This window comes from Microbacterium sp. NPDC006705 (genome assembly GCF_044903545.1).
Lineage (GTDB): Bacteria > Actinomycetota > Actinomycetes > Actinomycetales > Microbacteriaceae > Microbacterium > Microbacterium plantarum.
This window is the reverse complement of record NZ_JBJDQQ010000001.1, coordinates 900,781-918,190: the sequence shown is the minus strand read 5'-3', so window position 1 is coordinate 918,190 and position 17,410 is coordinate 900,781. Positions and strand designations below refer to the sequence as shown.

The 17,410-nt window shown below is 70.7% G+C and carries 18 protein-coding genes; 13 read left to right on the top strand and 5 right to left on the bottom strand.

Translation table 11 applies throughout. The features are described from left to right. The first annotated feature begins 10 nt into the window (after nucleotides 1-10). Nucleotides 11-508: a regulatory protein RecX gene (locus ACI2K6_RS04420; RefSeq protein ID WP_404568166.1), complete on the top strand. Its 498-nt coding sequence runs from the start codon at nucleotides 11-13 to the stop codon at nucleotides 506-508. Between the two features lie 58 nt (nucleotides 509-566). Here ACI2K6_RS04420 and ACI2K6_RS04415 read toward each other — a convergent pair whose 3' ends face one another. Continuing rightward, on the bottom strand, nucleotides 567-3,026 hold the full coding sequence (locus tag ACI2K6_RS04415; protein WP_404568165.1) for a LuxR C-terminal-related transcriptional regulator: 2,460 nt from the start codon (nucleotides 3,024-3,026) through the stop codon (nucleotides 567-569). A 343-nt stretch (nucleotides 3,027-3,369) separates the two neighbouring features. Here ACI2K6_RS04415 and miaB point away from each other — a divergent pair, with 343 nt between their 5' ends. Genes miaB through dapF form a run of 5 tightly spaced genes read left to right on the top strand, consistent with a single transcriptional unit; the run spans nucleotide 3,370 to nucleotide 7,238 of the window. After that, nucleotides 3,370-4,920, top strand: a complete 1,551-nt coding sequence (gene miaB / locus ACI2K6_RS04410) for a tRNA (N6-isopentenyl adenosine(37)-C2)-methylthiotransferase MiaB (RefSeq protein ID WP_404568164.1) — start codon at nucleotides 3,370-3,372, stop codon at nucleotides 4,918-4,920. Further along, entirely contained in the window at nucleotides 4,917-5,921 is a 1,005-nt protein-coding gene (gene miaA / locus ACI2K6_RS04405) for a tRNA (adenosine(37)-N6)-dimethylallyltransferase MiaA (protein WP_404568163.1), read from the top strand. Before miaB ends, miaA begins: the two co-directional genes overlap by 4 nt. Further along, nucleotides 5,918-6,253 carry a hypothetical protein gene (locus ACI2K6_RS04400; protein WP_404568162.1) on the top strand — a complete coding sequence of 112 codons (336 nt, stop codon included), beginning with the start codon at nucleotides 5,918-5,920 and terminating at the stop codon, nucleotides 6,251-6,253. Before miaA ends, ACI2K6_RS04400 begins: the two co-directional genes overlap by 4 nt. After that, the gene (locus tag ACI2K6_RS04395) at nucleotides 6,171-6,359 is read left to right on the top strand and encodes a GNAT family N-acetyltransferase (RefSeq protein ID WP_404568575.1); all 189 of its coding nucleotides are present in this window, start codon (nucleotides 6,171-6,173) and stop codon (nucleotides 6,357-6,359) included. Before ACI2K6_RS04400 ends, ACI2K6_RS04395 begins: the two co-directional genes overlap by 83 nt. Nucleotides 6,360-6,368: 9 nt before the next feature. Then, on the top strand, nucleotides 6,369-7,238 hold the full coding sequence (gene dapF / locus ACI2K6_RS04390) for a diaminopimelate epimerase (protein ID WP_404568161.1): 870 nt from the start codon (nucleotides 6,369-6,371) through the stop codon (nucleotides 7,236-7,238). Between the two features lie 32 nt (nucleotides 7,239-7,270). Here dapF and ACI2K6_RS04385 read toward each other — a convergent pair whose 3' ends face one another. Then, nucleotides 7,271-7,912 carry a class I SAM-dependent methyltransferase gene (locus ACI2K6_RS04385; protein ID WP_404568160.1) on the bottom strand — a complete coding sequence of 214 codons (642 nt, stop codon included), beginning with the start codon at nucleotides 7,910-7,912 and terminating at the stop codon, nucleotides 7,271-7,273. A 274-nt stretch (nucleotides 7,913-8,186) separates the two neighbouring features. Between ACI2K6_RS04385 and hflX the strand changes: the two genes are divergently transcribed. Continuing rightward, the gene (gene hflX, locus ACI2K6_RS04380; protein WP_378718968.1) at nucleotides 8,187-9,515 is read left to right on the top strand and encodes a GTPase HflX; all 1,329 of its coding nucleotides are present in this window, start codon (nucleotides 8,187-8,189) and stop codon (nucleotides 9,513-9,515) included. A 119-nt stretch (nucleotides 9,516-9,634) separates the two neighbouring features. Here hflX and ACI2K6_RS04375 read toward each other — a convergent pair whose 3' ends face one another. Continuing rightward, nucleotides 9,635-11,563: a prolyl oligopeptidase family serine peptidase gene (locus tag ACI2K6_RS04375; RefSeq protein ID WP_404568159.1), complete on the bottom strand. Its 1,929-nt coding sequence runs from the start codon at nucleotides 11,561-11,563 to the stop codon at nucleotides 9,635-9,637. Nucleotides 11,564-11,664: 101 nt separating this feature from the next. Further along, on the bottom strand, nucleotides 11,665-12,330 hold the full coding sequence (gene lexA, locus ACI2K6_RS04370; RefSeq protein ID WP_404568158.1) for a transcriptional repressor LexA: 666 nt from the start codon (nucleotides 12,328-12,330) through the stop codon (nucleotides 11,665-11,667). Between the two features lie 256 nt (nucleotides 12,331-12,586). Between lexA and ACI2K6_RS04365 the strand changes: the two genes are divergently transcribed. The 6 genes from ACI2K6_RS04365 to ACI2K6_RS04340 all read left to right on the top strand — a co-directional run bounded on the left by ACI2K6_RS04365 (nucleotide 12,587) and on the right by ACI2K6_RS04340 (nucleotide 16,935). Beyond that, the gene (locus tag ACI2K6_RS04365; RefSeq protein WP_112613787.1) at nucleotides 12,587-12,946 is read left to right on the top strand and encodes a LysM peptidoglycan-binding domain-containing protein; all 360 of its coding nucleotides are present in this window, start codon (nucleotides 12,587-12,589) and stop codon (nucleotides 12,944-12,946) included. Between the two features lie 71 nt (nucleotides 12,947-13,017). Then, a complete protein-coding gene (locus ACI2K6_RS04360) occupies nucleotides 13,018-14,103 on the top strand; it encodes a histidinol-phosphate transaminase (RefSeq protein WP_404568157.1) in 1,086 nt (361 codons plus the stop codon). Further along, nucleotides 14,100-14,705 (top strand): imidazoleglycerol-phosphate dehydratase HisB, encoded by a 606-nt coding sequence (hisB, locus tag ACI2K6_RS04355; RefSeq protein ID WP_404568156.1) that lies wholly within the window; start codon nucleotides 14,100-14,102, stop codon nucleotides 14,703-14,705. Before ACI2K6_RS04360 ends, hisB begins: the two co-directional genes overlap by 4 nt. After that, nucleotides 14,702-15,364, top strand: a complete 663-nt coding sequence (hisH, locus tag ACI2K6_RS04350; protein ID WP_112613793.1) for an imidazole glycerol phosphate synthase subunit HisH — start codon at nucleotides 14,702-14,704, stop codon at nucleotides 15,362-15,364. Before hisB ends, hisH begins: the two co-directional genes overlap by 4 nt. 58 nt (nucleotides 15,365-15,422) lie before the next feature. Further along, complete coding sequence (priA, locus tag ACI2K6_RS04345; RefSeq protein WP_112613795.1) at nucleotides 15,423-16,169, top strand: bifunctional 1-(5-phosphoribosyl)-5-((5-phosphoribosylamino)methylideneamino)imidazole-4-carboxamide isomerase/phosphoribosylanthranilate isomerase PriA; 747 nt, start codon at nucleotides 15,423-15,425, stop codon at nucleotides 16,167-16,169. Then, the gene (locus tag ACI2K6_RS04340; RefSeq protein ID WP_269266670.1) at nucleotides 16,153-16,935 is read left to right on the top strand and encodes an SseB family protein; all 783 of its coding nucleotides are present in this window, start codon (nucleotides 16,153-16,155) and stop codon (nucleotides 16,933-16,935) included. Before priA ends, ACI2K6_RS04340 begins: the two co-directional genes overlap by 17 nt. A 42-nt stretch (nucleotides 16,936-16,977) precedes the next feature. On the opposite strand, the gene ACI2K6_RS04335 is transcribed toward ACI2K6_RS04340, so the two are convergent. Continuing rightward, nucleotides 16,978-17,382, bottom strand: a complete 405-nt coding sequence (locus tag ACI2K6_RS04335; RefSeq protein WP_023951737.1) for a DUF1844 domain-containing protein — start codon at nucleotides 17,380-17,382, stop codon at nucleotides 16,978-16,980. Between the last annotated feature and the right edge of the window lie 28 nt (nucleotides 17,383-17,410).

The following is a 17,410-nucleotide window of genomic DNA, read 5'->3' as shown; positions in this document are numbered from 1 at the left end:
GCCGGCAGCGGTGAGGTCCGCTGACGAAGCCCCCGCGGACGATGCCGCCGTGCGCGCGCGTGCCGAGCGCACGCTGCTCAAACGCCTGCGCGGCAGGTCGCTGTCCGTGCGCGAGGCTCGCGACGTCCTGCGCGAGGCGGAACTCGCCGAGGCTGACGCCGATGCCGTCATCGCCGCTTTCCTCGACAACGGCTATCTCGATGACAGTCGGCTGGCGGAGCAACTGCTCGACGGGGCGCTCGGGCGCAAGGCGCAAGGCGCCACCGCGATCGCGCAGACCCTGTCTCGTCGCGGCCTCGACCGCGAGGTCATCGACATCGCCATGGCGTCGCTACCCGACGACGAGGCCGAGCGCGCGCTCGAGTTCGCTCGGCAGCGCGCGCGCGGGATGTCGGGGCTCGATCACGACGTCGCACTTCGGCGGTTGCACGGACAGCTGGCACGGCGTGGTTTCCGGGGGACGGTGGCGCTTGATGCCGCCCGTCAGGCGCTGGCGGACCTGGCCTGAGGGCGACACGAAGCTGGCTCCGGCTCGCCGGAAGCGAGAGGATCGTGCATTCCGCGAGTCACGCCCACGTTCGGCGGGAGTTCTGGTGGTCCCGGTTGTCTGGAGCGATGAGGGCACCGAGATCTTGGCGACTTCGAGCCCCGATCTTGGAGCGCGCTTGATAGATGTGGGACTCGACCGTCCGCACCGACAGGAAGAGGGCGTTCGCGATCTGGCGGTTCGAGAAGCCCCGGCGCACGAGCCCTGCGATCTCGAGCTCGCGTGGCGTGAGCGTGTTCTGTGATCCCGCGGATTCGGGAAATCCGTGCGTGGCCCGGTCGGGGAGGAGCTGCGGCGGGCACAGGTCGAGTCGCAGGTGAAGGAGCGCCGCCGGGACCGTCATCTCGTTGCTCCGAGCAGCCTGCTCGGCGCTCGACAGGATCATCCGTGCTGCATCCGACGGAATGCCCGCGACGAGTGCGCGCAGATCGCGCAGCGCCGTACCGGCGTCCGGATGCCCCACCACGATGAGACGGTGCAGCGTCCGGGTCTGAAGCATGACGGCATCGGTGCGGCTGCTGATGACCCACGCCTGGGCGGCGGACCGCCGAGCGTGATCCCATCGTCCCTCGGCGAGCTCGATCGTGGCCTGCGTCGCGTGCTCCATATGCTCGAACAATGGTGTCGGCGTTTCGAGCGGTGCCACTGTGTCCATGAGGTGTCGGGCCTCGCTGACATGCCCGTACAGGGCGAGTCCGAGCGCGGTCTCGAGGACGATGAGGCCTTGCCCCTCGCCCCCGTTGATCGGGCTGCGCCGAAGAGCCGCGAGAAGCTCGATGCGCGCCTCCAGCACGTGCCCCCGCCGGAGGAGCGTGAGTACGGAAGCGACGCCTGCCAGCGCGAGACTCGTGTCACCGGTGTGCACTGCGAGTCGACGCTCGGCGTCCAGCTGCGCGAGCACGTCGGTGTCGTCGACCCCTGCCGTCGTTCGCGCAGCGAGGTCCCGGCAGCGAGCAGCGAGCAGTTCTGCGGCCGAGCCGCGGCGCCCGCCGCTGCGCAGCAGCCAATCGACCGACCGTAGATCACGTCGCATATCCTGTTCGCGGCCCAGGTACGCCGATACGGTCGCGGCCAGCAGCTCCGTGTCTATCCGGTCGGCGTGGTCGAGATCCGGGTGCGCACGCACGGAGCGGAGAACGCTGTCGGCTCGTCCGATCTCCATTCTGCTGATGGCATTGCGTGCATCGGCGAGGGCGTTGTCGACCGTGACCTCTGCCGCCTCGCCAGCGTCGGGTTGCGGGCGAGGCGAGCTGTCGAACTGCAGCGCGAGCGCCAACGCTGCGGTGAGCGTCCTCCGTTGGCCATGGGAGGGGAGCGCGTGCAGGCTGAGGCGACTGGTGCGCTTCGCCCCCAGCACGACGTGAGCGAGATTCTCCTCAAGCGCGAGGACCGGTGTGGAGGCGTGCTCGCCCGCCCAGGCGGCGTATGCCGCAGCCGACCCGGCGTCACCCTCGTCGTTGGCGAGGCGTGCGGCGTCGGCGAGTACACGCACGATCAGGTCGGCGGACACGTTGGCGAGGCGGGCGGGACTGCCCGACCCGCGTATCCACCGCTCGGCGACCAGCCGCGCCAGCGGTCCATTCCACCATTGGCCGCCATCCTCGATCATGCGGTCCGTCGCCTCGCGGACGAGTGCCTCGGCTCGGCTGGCACCGATTGCGCGCGCGGCGGCGCGCGCGACCGCGCGATTGGCGGTCAGGCGGTGTGCCAGGCTGCGGTCGTCCTGCACTATGCCTGCGCTTCGCAAATGATGGAGGACGGCGGTCGGGACGAATCTCGCCGCGTCGCCCAAGGCGATGCCTGGCGCGTGGCCGACCAGGACGAGTGCCTGGAGGGCGGCGTCGTCGACGCCGCGGATGTGTGCGCTCAGAGCTGCGGCGAGTTTGCTGCTGGGCGGGGCGTCGTCGATCGCGCGTATCGGATCTTCGCCGCGGGAGACGGCGTCAACAGCGTGATCAGCGAGGGCTCGAAGCAACAGGCGAGAACCGTCGGCCTGCCAGATGATCGCCGCGCGGGTCACACCGTCGAAAGGCTGGTTCGACGTGAATTCGGCGAACAGGCGCGATCCTTCCTCCGGGGTGAAGCCGCCGAGGTCCAGCCGCTCGGCCGTCCCATCGAGCCACAGATCGGCAAGACGATGACCCGCCGTGTCGAGCTTGCGAGAAGAGGGGATGCGCGGCTCGGAGAGCGCCACCAGCACCGCCGCCTGCTCGCGATGGACCGCACGAGCGACGGCCTCGGCCGACGCGGAGTCGAGGTGCTGCGCGTCGTCGACCATGAGCACGATGCGGCGCTCGAGCGTGCCCTCCCTCAGCTCGGACGCCCGGGGGTCGGATGACGCGTTCACGACCCCGTACTCGACGTCTGCGAGTGCCGTTGCTCCTCGGAGGATCACGGGCGACACCGACCGGGTGGCGAGCGCCTCGGCGACGTGCTGCATGAGGAAGGTCTTGCCCGACCCGAGAGGACCGACCAGCACGGTCGATGCGCCTCGAATCAAGGCGTCGGTCAAGGCGCGCGCATCCCTGCTCGCCCCGATGAGGACGTCGCGCTCCGCTGTGGAGGAGGCCGTTCTGCCCGTCCTTCCCGACGTGGGCCATCCGAATCGATCGTCCATCATGGTCCCGCGATGCTCCCCCGGTTTCACGCTGTCTCTGCTCAACTTAGCCAGACCGCGAGAGCAGAGCCAATGAGCAAGCGCGGAGCGGCTACTGAGCTGGCACTGAGTCCGCTCTCGCTGTGTGCAGTTGGTCCCGGGCCGGACGAGCGCGGACAGGTGAATCGGCGGGACTCCGGGCAGCCGATCGTAGAATGAGGGAATCATGTCGACTCCCTCGAGCGCACCCACCCTCATCGCGCCGTCGCTCGCGGCGCGCGCCGCCGACGGCCGCCCGCGCACGTACGAGGTGCGCACCTTCGGCTGCCAGATGAACGTCCACGACTCCGAGCGCCTGTCGGGTTCGCTCGAGAGCGCCGGATACCTCCCGGCTGATCCCGGCACCGAGGCCGACGTCATCGTCATCAACACCTGCGCGGTGCGCGACAACGCGGCCGGCAAGCTCTACGGCACCCTCGGGCACCTGAAGTCGCGCAAAGACAAGCACGACGGTATGCAGATCGCCGTCGGCGGATGCCTCGCGCAGATGGACCAGGCGGCCGTCCAGCAGAAGGCGCCGTGGGTCGACGTCGTCTTCGGGACGCACAACATGGGGGCCCTCCCGGGCCTGCTCGAGCGAGCGCGGCACAACGGCGAGGCCGAGCTCGAGATCCTCGAATCGCTCGAGACCTTTCCCTCGACTCTCCCGACGAAGCGCGACTCGGTCTACAGCGGCTGGGTGTCGATCTCGGTCGGATGCAACAACACGTGCACGTTCTGCATCGTGCCGCACCTTCGCGGCAAGGAGAAGGACCGCCGTCCCGGCGACATCCTGAACGAGATCCGTCTGCTGGTCGACGACGGGGCGATCGAGGTCACCCTCCTCGGCCAGAACGTGAACAGCTACGGTGTCGAGTTCGGCGACCGACAGGCGTTCGGCAAGCTCCTGCGCGCAGCGGGGGAGATCCCCGGCCTCGAGCGCATCCGTTTCACGAGTCCGCATCCGGCGGCGTTCACCGACGACGTCATCGACGCCATGGCCGAGACGCCGGCGGTCATGCCGCAGCTGCACATGCCGCTGCAATCGGGCTCCGACAGCATCCTGAAGGCGATGCGCCGGTCGTACCGCAGCTCGAGATTCCTGGGGATCCTCGACCGCGTGCGCGAGCGCATCCCGCACGCGGCGATCTCGACCGACATCATCGTCGGGTTCCCCGGCGAGACCGACGCCGATTTCGAAGACACCCTGCGGGTGGTCGAGCAGTCCCGGTTCGCGAGCGCATTCACCTTCCAGTACTCGATCCGCGAGGGCACACCCGCCGCGACGATGCCCGACCAGGTGCCCAAGGCCGTCGTGCGGGAGCGCTACGAGCGCCTCGTCGCGCTGCAGGACCGCATCGCGCTCGAGGAGAACCAGAAGCAGCTCGGCCGTGAGGTCCAGGTGCTGGTCTCGTCGGCCGACGGCAAGAAGGGCGCCGAGACGCACCGGCTCACGGGGCGCGCAGAAGACAACCGCCTCGTGCACTTCGAGGTGCCGGAGGGCTCCGATACCCCGCGACCGGGGGATGTCGTGACGGTGACGGTGACGCACGCAGCCCCCTTCCACCTGCTGGCCGACAGCACGGACGGCTCGCCGCTGCGCGTCCGCCGTACCCGAGCCGGCGACGCGTGGGACCGTTCGCTGGCCGAGTCGTGCGGCGTGCCGGCTCCGGCCTCGTCGGATGGCGGTCCGCGCTCCGTCTCGCTGGGGCTGCCGTCCCTGCGCGTCGGCGTGTGACGACAGCTTCGGGCCCGGGCGCCGGTGGCAGCGAGGCTGCCGGAGCGCCGATCCTGTGGGCCGTCGTCGGGGCGACGGGCACCGGCAAAACGGGTCTCTCCCTCGACCTCGCCGCAGCGCTCGCCGCACGCGGCCGCCCGGCCGAGGTCGTCAACGTCGACGCGATGCAGCTGTACCGCGGCATGGACATCGGGACGGCGAAGCTCCCCGAGACCGAGCGTCGCGGCATCCCGCACCACCTCTTCGATGCGCTCGCCGTCACCGAGGAGGCCGCGGTCGCGTGGTACCAGGAGGTCGCGCGCCGCACCATCTCGGCGATCCACGGCCGCGGAGCCCACGCGATCCTCGTCGGCGGTTCCGGGCTGTATGCGTCGAGCGTCCTGTTCGACTTCCGCTTCCCGCCGCGCGACGAGCGGTTGCGCGCGGTTCTCGAGGACGAACTCGAGCGACACGGTGCCGGACATCTGTTCGCGCGCCTGCGCGCGGCCGACCCGGAGGCGGCCGATCGCATCGACCCGCGGAACGGCCGCCGCATCGTGCGCGCGCTCGAGGTGCTGGCATCGGGTGGACAGACGCATGGCGGAGCCCTGCCCGAGGCGCCGGTGCTCTGGATGCCGCGGACGCGGATCATCGGCACGGCGGTACCGCGCGACGAGCTCGTCCCGTTGCTCGACGTGCGCGTGGAACGGATGTGGGCTGCCGGGCTGCTCGACGAGGTCGAGGCGCTGCGACGGCAGGGCCTCGAACGCGGTGTGACGGCGGGTCGGGCGATCGGCTACGCGCAGGCACTCGCGCAGCTGCGCGGCGACCTGAGCGAGGACGAGGCCATCGCCGAGACGCAGGCCCTCACGCGGCGCTACGCGCGCCGGCAGGTCTCGTGGTTCAAGCGCTATGAGAGCGTGCGGTGGGTCGACGCCCGCGAGGTCGACGCGGCGTCCCTCATCGGGGCGGTGGCCGGACCGGGCGAGGCAGCGCCCCGGTCGGAAGGGGAGGAACAGTGAGCATCACCGTGCGCGCATTCGCGCTCGCCGATGAAGAAGCCGTCATCCGGCTCTGGCACGAGGCCGGTCTCACCCGTCCCTGGAACGACCCGCGTGCCGACATCAGGCGGAAACTCACCGTGCAGCCCGAACTGTTCCTCGTGGCCGTCGATCAGCCTGTCGACGGGACGGCGGAAGCCGTCGTCGGCACCGTGATGGCCGGTTACGACGGACACCGCGGCCTCGGCTCGGTCTCACCGCGGGCTCGGCATCGGGCGCCTGCTCGTCACGGAGTCCGAGCGCCTGCTCGAGGCCATGGGGTGTCCGAAGGTGCAGCTCATGGTGCGGCCTGAGAACGAGGCGGTGCGCGGCTTCTACGACGAGCTCGGCTACGAGGCGTTCACCGTGTGGTCCGCGGGCAAGCGCCTCGTCGTCGATGGCCCGGGCGGCCCCGCCTAAGCTGGGCTCATGGCGACTCTCGCGTTCACCAAGGGGCACGGCACCGGCAACGACTTCGTGATCCTGGCCGACCCGGACGGCGACCTCGACCTGAGCGACGCGCAGATCGCAGCGCTCTGCGATCGCCATGTCGGCATCGGCGCCGACGGGCTGCTGCGCGTGGTCCGCTCGGCCGCGATCCCCGAGGGGGCGGATGCCGCTGCCGCCGGCGCTGAGTGGTTCATGGACTACCGCAACGCCGACGGCTCGAAGGCCGAGATGTGCGGCAACGGAACGCGGGTCTTCGCGCGCTACCTCGCCGACGCCGGCCTCGCCTCGATCGATGCCGGCCTCCGAATCGGCACGCGTGCCGGAGTGAAGACGATCACCCGGGTCGACAACGGCTTCGAGGTCGACCTCGGAACCTGGCGGGCCGAAGACGGCGACGTTCTCGTCCGCGCACGCGGGCTCGGCGTCGCCCGCCCCGGGCAGGGGATCGACGTCGGCAACCCCCACGTCGTCGTGGCGCTCGCCGGGGAGGATGAACTCGAGGGCCTCGACCTGACGGTACAGCCCACCCTCGAGCCTCGTCCGTCCGCCGGCGCGAACGTCGAGTTCGTCGTTCCGGCCGAGCCGCTCGTTCAGAACGGTGTCGGGGCCATCCGGATGCGCGTCCACGAGCGCGGCGTGGGAGAGACCCTGTCGTGCGGCACCGGGGTCGCGGCATCCGCTCTGGCCGTGCGTCACTGGGCCGGGGTTGCGGCACCCGACCGCTGGACCGTCGACGTGCCGGGCGGAACGCTGGGCGTGCGCATCGTGCGGCAGGCCGATGGCGAGCACGTGCTGCTCTCGGGCCCCGCGACGCTGGTCTTCTCGGGGCAGGTCACCCTCGCCGACTGATCCGAGCGCCGCGGCATCCGGACGGCCCGTGGTCAGGGCAGTTCGATCGCGCCCGTCGGGGGAGTGCCGTGCCGGCGCACCCGAAGCACGCGGAAACCGCGTCCGGTCGCGGCGCGCGAGACGCCGTAGCCGTCGTCGAACGTCGCGGCCAGCCAGCGCTGGAGGGAATCCGAACCGAGGTTGCGCTGCACGACGAGCCACGCGTCGCTGCGTTCAGCCAGACGGGGTATCCAGCGCTGCAGCATCCCGTGGAGCTCGTTCTTGCCCACGCGGATCGGCGGGTTGGAGCGGATGGTCCGGAATACGACGTCGTCGGGAACATCGTCGGGCAGGACGGCGTTGACGTTACCGAGTCCCAGATCAGCGGCGTTGCGTCGCACCAGGTCGAGAGCCCGTTCGTTGACATCGACGGCCCACACCGTGGCGTGAGGCGACTCCAGAGCCAGCGACAGCGAGATCGGCCCCCAGCCGCAGCCGAGGTCGAGGAAATCCCCACCGGACGGTGCCGGCGGAGTATTGGCCAGAAGAACCCCTGTACCCGAATCCACGTGGTCAGGGCTGAACACCCCGCCCGCGGTCGTGACCTCGACAGCGCGACCCGCGAGGGTCACGCGGATGCGGCGGAGGTTCTGCTCGCTGGACGGGGACGCGCTGAAGTAATGATCGCTCCCCATGCATCCGAGCGTATCGGAGCCGGACGTACCGGCGGGAGACTAGAATTCACGGATGCCCGGGCACGGGCATCCCGGGAAGAGAGTTATGACGCATATCACCACCCCCGACGGCGACGGCGACATCGCGGTGGACCCGGTCGATCGCGTGCTCGCGAGCGCGGAGACGCGCTCGTCGATCCGCGTCTTCGGCGGCGCGCAGGCGCTGCAGGATGAGTCGACGGTGTCGTACGGAGACACCGACGGCGACCAGTGGGATCGCGAGGAGCGCGCGGCGCTGCGCCGTGTCCCCGGTCTGTCCACAGAGCTCGAGGACGTCACCGAGGTCGAGTACCGACAGCTGCGACTCGAGAACGTCGTGCTCGTCGGCGTGTATCCCCAGGGGTCGCACGAGGACGCGGAGAACTCGCTGCGCGAGCTCGCGGCCCTGGCCGAGACCGCCGGTGCGGTCGTGCTCGACGGCGTTCTGCAGCGGCGACCGCATCCTGACCCCGCCACCTACATCGGGCGCGGCAAGGCAGCCGAGCTGCGCGACCTCGTCGCCGCCGTCGGTGCCGACACCGTGATCGCCGACACCGAGCTGGCACCGAGCCAGCGGCGCGCCCTGGAGGATGTCGCGAAGGTCAAGGTCATCGACCGCACCACGGTCATCCTCGACATCTTCAGCCAGCACGCCAAGAGTCGTGAGGGCAAGGCCCAGGTCGAGCTCGCACAGCTCGAGTACCTCCTGCCGCGTCTGCGCGGATGGGGCGAGTCGATGAGCCGCCAGGCCGGTGGCCAGGTCGGCGCGGGCGGTGCGGGCATGGGCTCGCGCGGTCCCGGTGAGACGAAGATCGAGCTCGATCGGCGCCGCATCCGCACCCGCATGGCGCAGCTGCGCAAGCAGATCCGCGAGTTCGCGCCGTCGCGCGAGGCGAAGCGCGCCGAGCGTCGGCGCAACACGATCCCCTCGGTGGCGATCGCCGGTTACACCAACGCCGGCAAGTCGAGTCTGCTGAACCGGCTGACGAGCGCGGGTGTCCTGGTCGAGAACGCTCTGTTCGCGACGCTGGATGCCACGGTGCGTCGGGCCGAGGCCGCCGACGGGCGCGTGTTCACGCTCACCGACACCGTCGGCTTCGTCCGCAATCTCCCGCACCAGCTCGTCGAGGCGTTCCGGTCCACGCTCGAGGAGGTCTCGGGCGCGGACGTCATCGTCCACGTCGTCGACGGCTCGCATCCCGACCCCGCCGCGCAGCTCGCGACCGTCCGCGACGTGATGGGCGACGTGGGCGCTCGCGCCACCCGCGAGCTCGTCGTCTTCAACAAGGCCGACCTCGTCGACGACGATGCGCGGCTGCTGCTGCGCGGGCTCGAGCCGACGGCCCACTTCGTGTCGTCGCGCACGGGTGAGGGCATCGACGAGTTGCGCGCCGCGATCGAGGATGCGCTGCCGCTGCCGGCGGTGGAGGTGCGCGCTCTCGTGCCGTACGACCGTGGCGACCTGATCTCGGCCGTGCACGAGAGCGGCCACATCGTCGCCACCTCGCACGAGGAGGACGGCACGGCCGTGCACGCGCACGTCTCCGAGCGTCTCGCGGCTGAGCTCGCGCCCTACGCCGTCTGAGCCCGCGGTCGGCGATACACCTGCAGGCTCGGCGGTGCTGGTGAGCCCGCCGCGGATGCGGAAGGCCTCACCAGCACCGCCGGCCTGACAGGCGTATCAGCGCCAGGCGGTCGCCGGGCTCAGTCGAGCTCGATCGGCGCGACGCCGGGCGTGTCGAAACCGAACACCTGACCGAGGAACGCCAGCTCGCTCTCCAGAGCGTTCACGATCGTCTCGGTCCGTCGGAACCCGTGCCCCTCGCCCGCGTACAGGACATAGGCGTGGGGCACGCCCTGCGCGACGAGTGCGTCGCGGATGGCCTCGGCCTGCGCCGGTGGCACGACGGCGTCCTCGTCGCCCTGGAGAAGCAGCAGCGGCACGCGGAAACGCTCGGCGTGGCTCAGCGGCGACCGCTCGATGTACACGTGCTCCGCTTCAGGGAGGGGACCGATCAGGCCGTCGAGGTAGCGCGCCTCGAAGTCGTGGGTCTCGGCCGCGAGGGCGCGGGCATCGCCGACGCCGTAGCGCGAGACGCCCGCGCCGAACACGTCCGTGCCGACGAGCGCCGCCAACACGGTCCAGCCACCGGCCGACCCGCCCTCGATCGCGAGCCGTGACGCATCGGCGAGTCCGTCGGCGGCGAGGCCGCGTGCCGCCGCCGCGACATCATCGACGTCGACGACGCCCCACTGGCCCTTCAGCCGTTCACGGTACGACCGGCCGTACCCGGTCGACCCGCCGTAGTTCACGTCGAGCACGCCGATGCCTCGGCTGGTGAAGTAGGCCGCCTTGGCGTCGGCGGTGCCGCCCACGTGCGACGTCGGCCCGCCGTGCACCCAGACGAGGTACGGCGGCAGCTCGTCGGTCGGCGCCGTGACATCGGGGTTCGTCGGCGGATAGGCGAAGGCGTGCACCGGGCCGTGGGGACCCTCGGTGGTGATCTGACGGGCATGGGGGATCCATGCCTCGTCGATATCGGGGGTACCGCCGCGCACCGCTGTCGTCTCGCCGCTGTCGAGATCGACCAGCCAGAGCCCGCTCGCCCCGGGCATGGCGCCGCTCACGAGGGCGCGGCTGCCGCGGACGTCCTCGATCTGCAGTCGAGCGGTGGCGGGGAAGGGGAGCGGGATCGCGCCGCCGTCGCGGTCGATGATCACGAGCTGGTCCGAGCCGTGCGTGCGGACGGCCACGACGCGGCCGTCGTCGAGCGGCGCGTACCACCGGGTGCCGAGGACCCACAGGCCACCACCCGTGTCGGCGTCGGCGGGGGAGACCGCGACGGGTGCCGCGCCGGTCGCGGGGTCGATGCGATGGAGGTTCCAGCGCCCCGTCGGCTCGTCGAGCAGCAACAGCTGGCCGTCCGATGTCCATTCCGGCTGCAGCGCGGCCGTGCTGCCGCCGGCCAGCTCACGGACACGATCCGGGGCGTCGAGCTCGATGACACGGATGCAGGTGCGGTCCCAGGGCATGTCCGGGTGATCCCACGCCACCCACGCGAGCTGTGATCCGTCGGGTGACAGTGCAGGCTGAGCCACGAAGTCGCTGCCCCCGGCGAGCTCCGTCACTCCCGCTTCGTCGCCGCTCGCGGCGTTCTCATCGCTGCTCGCGCCGTCGATCCGCACGATGTGTCGTTCGGGAGTGCGCCCCGGGCGCTCGCGCTCGCGCACCGCGAGGAGCGCGCCGTGCTGCCAGCGGAGACCCCCGTAGTGGGTGCCGCTCTCCTCTGGGGTGAGCGCCTCGGGCTCGCCGCCCGGGCGGAGGCGTCGAATGCGCTGGTCCGACTTGTCGACGAAGAACAGCTCGCCGTCGTCGGACGCCGTCCAGGCGCCCCCGCCGTACTCGTGCACACGCGATCGCGCGTTCCCGGGCGCGGGGAGGACGACCTCCACAGAATCGTCGCGGCGGCGGCGCATGACGGCGACGCGACCGGCCTCATCGGGAAGGGATTCGCCCCACCAGATCTCATCTCCGACGAAGCGCGCGCCGTCGAGGCGCAACGAGGACGCGCTGGCCCACGAGGCGGTCAGGGGGGAGGGCCAAGAACCGTACGGGAGTTGCTGCTGCGACATACCGCCACGCTACGCGAGCGGATCCGGATCGTGCCGGACGACGGGAGGGGATGCCGCCGAGTCGCGGCATCCCCTCCCGCAGTTCCGTCGGTGCGGCGAGGTCAGACCGTGCGGAGGACGGCGACGACCTTGCCGAGGATGGTGGCGTCATCGCCGAGGATCGGCTCGAACGCCGAGTTGCGGGGGAGGAGCCAGGTGTGGCCGTCGCGCTGACGGAGCGTCTTGACGGTGGCCTCGCCGTCGAGCATGGCCGCGACGATCTCGCCGTTGTCGGCGGTCGACTGTGCCCGCACGACGACCCAGTCGCCGTCGCAGATGGCGGCGTCGATCATGGAGTCGCCGACGACCTTGAGCATGAACAGCTCGCCCTTGCCGACGAGCTGACGCGGCAGGGGGAAGATCTCCTCGACCTGCTGGTCGGCGGTGATCGGGACGCCCGCCGCGATGCGGCCCACGAGCGGCACGAGGGCGGCGTCGCCGAGGGCGGGCGCGGCGTCGGCGGGGTTCTCGCCGGCCGTGCCGGGGAGGTCGATGAGGACCTCCATCGCGCGGGTCTTGCCGGGGTCGCGGCGGAGGTATCCGCTCAGCTCGAGCTGGTTCAGCTGGTGGGTGACGCTCGACAGCGACTTGAGGCCGACGGCGTCGCCGATCTCGCGCATGCTCGGCGGGTAGCCGTTGCGGGCGATCGCGTGCTGGATCACCTCGAGGATCGCGAGCTGCTTATCGCTCAGATTCTTGCGTCGTCGCGTCTGCGGCTTCTCGCTCATACCGCCGGTCTCCTGTCGTCGCGCCCCGTCCCCGACCCGATGTCGGAGGTTCGTGGTGGGCTCTCGCTGTCGAAAAGGTAGCCCGATCCGACAGCGACATCACGGAACGCTCCGCGTGTCTCTTCGATCGGTCTCCGATTTCGGTGGGTGGTTGACACCACACAATATCGAAGATACGTTCGGAACCGAAGTTCGCACCCGCCTCTCCCGGCCGAGAGGCGGGAGCGAATCTTCCTACCGCTCCCGAGGAGATGTCATGACCACGATCGATGCTCGCTTCGCACCGGCCCCCCGCACCCGTCTGCGCCTGACGCGCCGTGGACGCCGCGTCATCGCAGCGATCGCCGCACTTCCCGCCGTCGTCGCCGTCACCGCTGCCGTGCTCTCCGGCGGGGGAGCACTCGCCTCCAACGAGGCGGGCGCGCCCGAGGGGTCGTTCACGACGGTGACCGTCATGTCGGGCGAATCGCTCTGGTCGATCGCTGAAGAGGTGGCGCCGGCCGCCGACCCCCGTGACGTCGTCGACGCCATCATCCGGCTGAACGCCCTCGGCTCTGGTCAGCTCGAGGCAGGCCAGACACTCGCCATCCCCGCCGAGTACGACGCCGCGAGCTGAAGCCCGCCGTCTTCGGCGCAGAAGCTGGGGTGCGGCCACGCCGGACTCGGACGCGGCCTAGCATGGGTGGGATGAGCCCGAGTCTGGATGATCTGCCCCTCAGAGACGATCTGCGAGGCCTCACCCCGTACGGCGCCCCGCAGGCGCCGCTTCCGGTCGCGCTGAACGTCAACGAGAACACGCATCCCGTTCCCGAAGAGGTCGCAGACGACATCCTGGATGCCATCGCCCGTGCCCTGCGCGACGTCAACCGCTATCCCGACCGCGAGTTCACGCACCTCCGCGAGTCCTTCGCCGAGTACCTCGGTCACGGCCTCACCCCCGATCGCATCTGGGCCGCGAACGGATCGAACGAGGTGCTGCAGCACCTGCTCCAGGCCTTCGGCGGCCCGGGGCGCACCGCCATGGGCTTCGGCCCCACGTACTCGATGTACCCGCTGCTGACGCGAGCCACCGGCGCGCAGTACGTCGCGGGCACGCGCGGCCCCGACTTCACGCTCGACCCGGCCTCCGCCGCGGCACAAGTCTCCGAACTACGCCCCGACGTCGTCTTCCTCTGCGCGCCCAACAACCCGACCGGCACGCCGCTCGGTCTCGACGTCATCGAGGCGGTGTACGACGCCACCGACGGAATCGTGATCGTCGACGAGGCCTATCAGGAGTTCGCGCCGCGCGAGAGCCCCTCCGCGCTGACGCTGCTCGGCGAGCGGGAGCGCCTGGTCGTCTCGCGCACGATGAGCAAGGCGTTCGCCTTCGCCGGTGCGCGCGTCGGCTATCTCGCCGCCGACGCGACCCTCATCGACGCTCTGCGTCTTGTCCGCCTGCCGTACCACCTCAGCGCCCTCACGCAGGCGGCCGCGACAGCCGCGCTGTCGCACTCGTCGACGATGCTCCGGATGGTGGACGAGATCGTCGCGCAGCGCGATCGGATGTCGGCGACGCTCGATGCCCTCGGGTACCACGCCTACGAGAGCTGGACGAACTTCGTCCTGTTCGACGGGGTCGACGACCCGCGCGCCACCTGGCAGGCGCTCTACGATCGCGGCATCCTCGTCCGCGACGTCGGCATCCCGCACAGCCTGCGCGTCAGTGCCGGTACGGAAGACGAGACGACCGCGTTCCTCGAAGCACTGGCGTCGATAGACTCGGAGGCATGACCAGCCCCCGAACGGCCAGCATCCGTCGTGCCACGAGCGAGTCGAGTGTCGAACTCGAGCTCGACCTCGACGGGACCGGGATCAGCACGATCGAGACGACCGTGCCGTTCTTCGATCATCTGCTGACGGCGTTCGCGAAGCACTCGCTCACCGACCTGACTGTACGCGCGACGGGCGACACGCACATCGACGCGCACCACACGGTCGAGGATGTGGCGATCGTGCTCGGGCAGGCGCTGCGCTCTGCGCTGGGCGACAAGTCGGGCATCTCCCGCTACGGCGATGCGCTCGTGCCCCTCGACGAGGCGCTCGCGCAGGCTGTCGTCGACATCTCCGGGCGTCCCTACCTCGTGCACACGGGAGAGCCCGAGGGATACGAGTACCACCTCATCGGCGGGCACTTCACGGGGTCGCTCGTGCGGCACACGTTCGAGGCGATCGCGTTCAACGCGGGCCTGACGACGCACGTCCGCGTGCTCGGCGGACGCGACCCGCACCACATCGCCGAGGCGGAGTACAAGGCCTTCGCCCGTGCCTTCCGGCAGGCCAAGGCGCTCGATCCGCTCGTGCACGGCATCCCCAGCACGAAGGGCGCCCTATGACCGAGGGTGACACGACCGGACGCGCGCCGCTCGTCGCCGTCCTCGATTATGGCTCGGGCAACATCCACTCGGCCGTCAAGGCCCTCTCCGCCGCGGGTGCGGACGCCCGACTGACGTCCGATCGTGGTCTCATCCGCGATGCGGACGGTCTTCTGGTTCCCGGCGTCGGTGCGTTCAGTGCGGTCATGGCCGCCCTGCGCGAGAGCCGCGGCGACGAGATCATCGAGCGGCGCCTGGCCGGGGGGCGCCCGGTGCTGGGCATCTGCGTCGGCATGCAGATCATGTTCGGCAACGGCGTCGAGCGCGGCGATGACACCGAGGGCCTCGGGCAGTGGCCGGGCACCGTCACCGAGCTGCAGGCACCCGTGCTGCCCCACATGGGCTGGAACACCGTGCGCGCGGGCGCAGGGTCGACGCTGTTCGACGGTCTGGAGGACGAGCGCTTCTACTTCGTGCACTCGTACGGTGCCCAGGACTGGAGCCTCGAGGTCATGAAGCCCTTCGCCGAGCCCGTGCTGACCTGGTGCGACTACGGCGCGCCCTTCCTCGCGGCCGTCGAGAACGGGCCGCTCTCGGCGACGCAGTTCCACCCCGAGAAGTCGGGGGCCGCCGGCATCCGTCTCCTCGCCAATTGGATCGGCGCCCTACCGCGCCACTAGTCTCCCTCTGGTGCGCTCGCGTGGACGAGCGTGCATCCCGACCCACCCCTGGAATGTGATGAACGACTTCGCGTCCACCCCCGAACTGATCCTCCTGCCCGCCGTCGACGTCGCCGACGGGAAGGCCGTGCGCCTGACCCAGGGCGAGGCCGGCAGCGAGACGACCTACGGCGACCCCGTCGACGCGGCGCTCGCCTGGGCCAAGCAGGGTGCGCAGTGGATCCATCTCGTCGACCTCGACGCGGCCTTCGGCCGGGGCAACAACACCGCCGTGCTCCGCAAGGTCATCAAGCAGGTCAAGGGTGTGCAGATCGAGCTGTCGGGCGGCATCCGCGACGATGCGACGCTCGAGGCCGCGCTCGAGAGCGGTGCGACGCGCATCAACCTGGGCACTGCCGCGCTCGAGAACCCCGAGTGGGCCGCCGATGTCATCGGCCGCTACGGCGACGCGATCGCGGTCGGACTCGATGTCCGCGGCACGACGCTCGCCGCCCGGGGCTGGACCCGCGACGGCGGCGACCTGTGGGACGTCCTCGAGCGTCTCGAAGACGCCGGCTGCAGCCGATACGTCGTCACCGACGTGACGAAGGACGGCACGCTCCAGGGCCCGAACCTCGAGCTGCTGCGCGAGATCACCTCGCGCACACCCAAGCCCGTGGTCGCATCGGGCGGTATCTCGAGCCTCGACGACATCGCCGCGCTGCGCGAGCTCGTGCCGCTGGGCGTCGAGGGTGCGATCGTCGGCAAGGCTCTCTACGCCGGCGCGTTCACGCTGGCCGAGGCGCTGGATGTCGCCGGAGACTGACGACGGCTGCGGCCACGCCGCCGACTCGGCGGGCGTTCCCTGGGAGGGGCGCAGCTTCGAGTCGAACCCTCACGCCGGTGACGACGGCTCCGCCGATCCCGCGCTGCTCGCGGCGCTCGAAGCCTTCCGCGCGGGGACCGGTGACGCCGTGGCGGTCGTCGAGGCGTATCGCGCGGCGCGGCTGCTGATCCCGCTCGTGCCCGAGAAGGGCGACGAAGGGGTCGGGCCGACAGGGCTGCGCGTCGACAAGACCCAGGAGCTGTCGATCGTCACGGTCGCGGCTCCTGACGGTCGGCGCGTTCTGCCGGTCTTCACGTCGGTGGCCGCACTCGCGCGGTGGGATGCCGTCGCGCGTCCGGTTCCGGCCGACGGGGTGCGCACGGCGATGGCGGCGGCGTCCGACGACACCGACCTGATCGTGATCGACCCGGGCTCCGAGACCGAGTTCGTGCTGCGACGCCCCGCCGTCTGGGCGATCGGACAGGGACTGCCCTGGGAACCGGCGCCCACCTCGCCCGAGGTCTTCACCGCTCTCCAGGCCAGCATCGGGGGAGAGCTCGCGGTGCTCGACCTGTCGGTCGCGGCGGGTGATCCCGACGCCCGGATGCGCGGCCCCGAGCTGATCGTCCGGCTTCATCTCATCGATGGGCTGGATGCCGCCGAGCTCGACGCGGTGCTGTCGCGGCTGGCGTCGCGGTGGGCCGCCGACGACCGCATCGCGGTGCTCGTCGACTCGCTGACGGTCAAGCTGGTGCGCGCTTCCTGACGGAGGTCCCGGGCCCGAGCCCTGCTCGAGCCCGGGAGCTCGTCAGTTGACGGGACCGGTGAACTTCTCGCCGGGGCCCTTGCCGATCGGGTCGGGGATCGTCGACGCCTCGCGGAAGGCGAGCTGCAGCGAGCGCAGGCCGTCGCGCAGCGATCGCGCGTGCATGTCGCTGATCTCGGGAGCGCCGGCGGTGATGAGCCCGGCGAGGGCGTTGATGAGCTTGCGGGCCTCGTCGAGGTCGAGCTGGGTGGCCGGGTCGTCGGCGAGCCCGACCTTGACGGCGGCGGCGCTCATGAGGTGCACGGCGGCGGTGGTGATGACCTCGACCGCCGGCACGTCGGCGATGTCGCGGGTCGCGGCCGAGGCCGCGCGCTCCTGCTCCTCCCACCGCTGGCGACGAGCCTCGTCGTCGGTGAAAGTGCTGTTGTCGGCGGGGTTCGTGTCCACGTGTCGCTCTCTGCTAGACTGTGCGGGC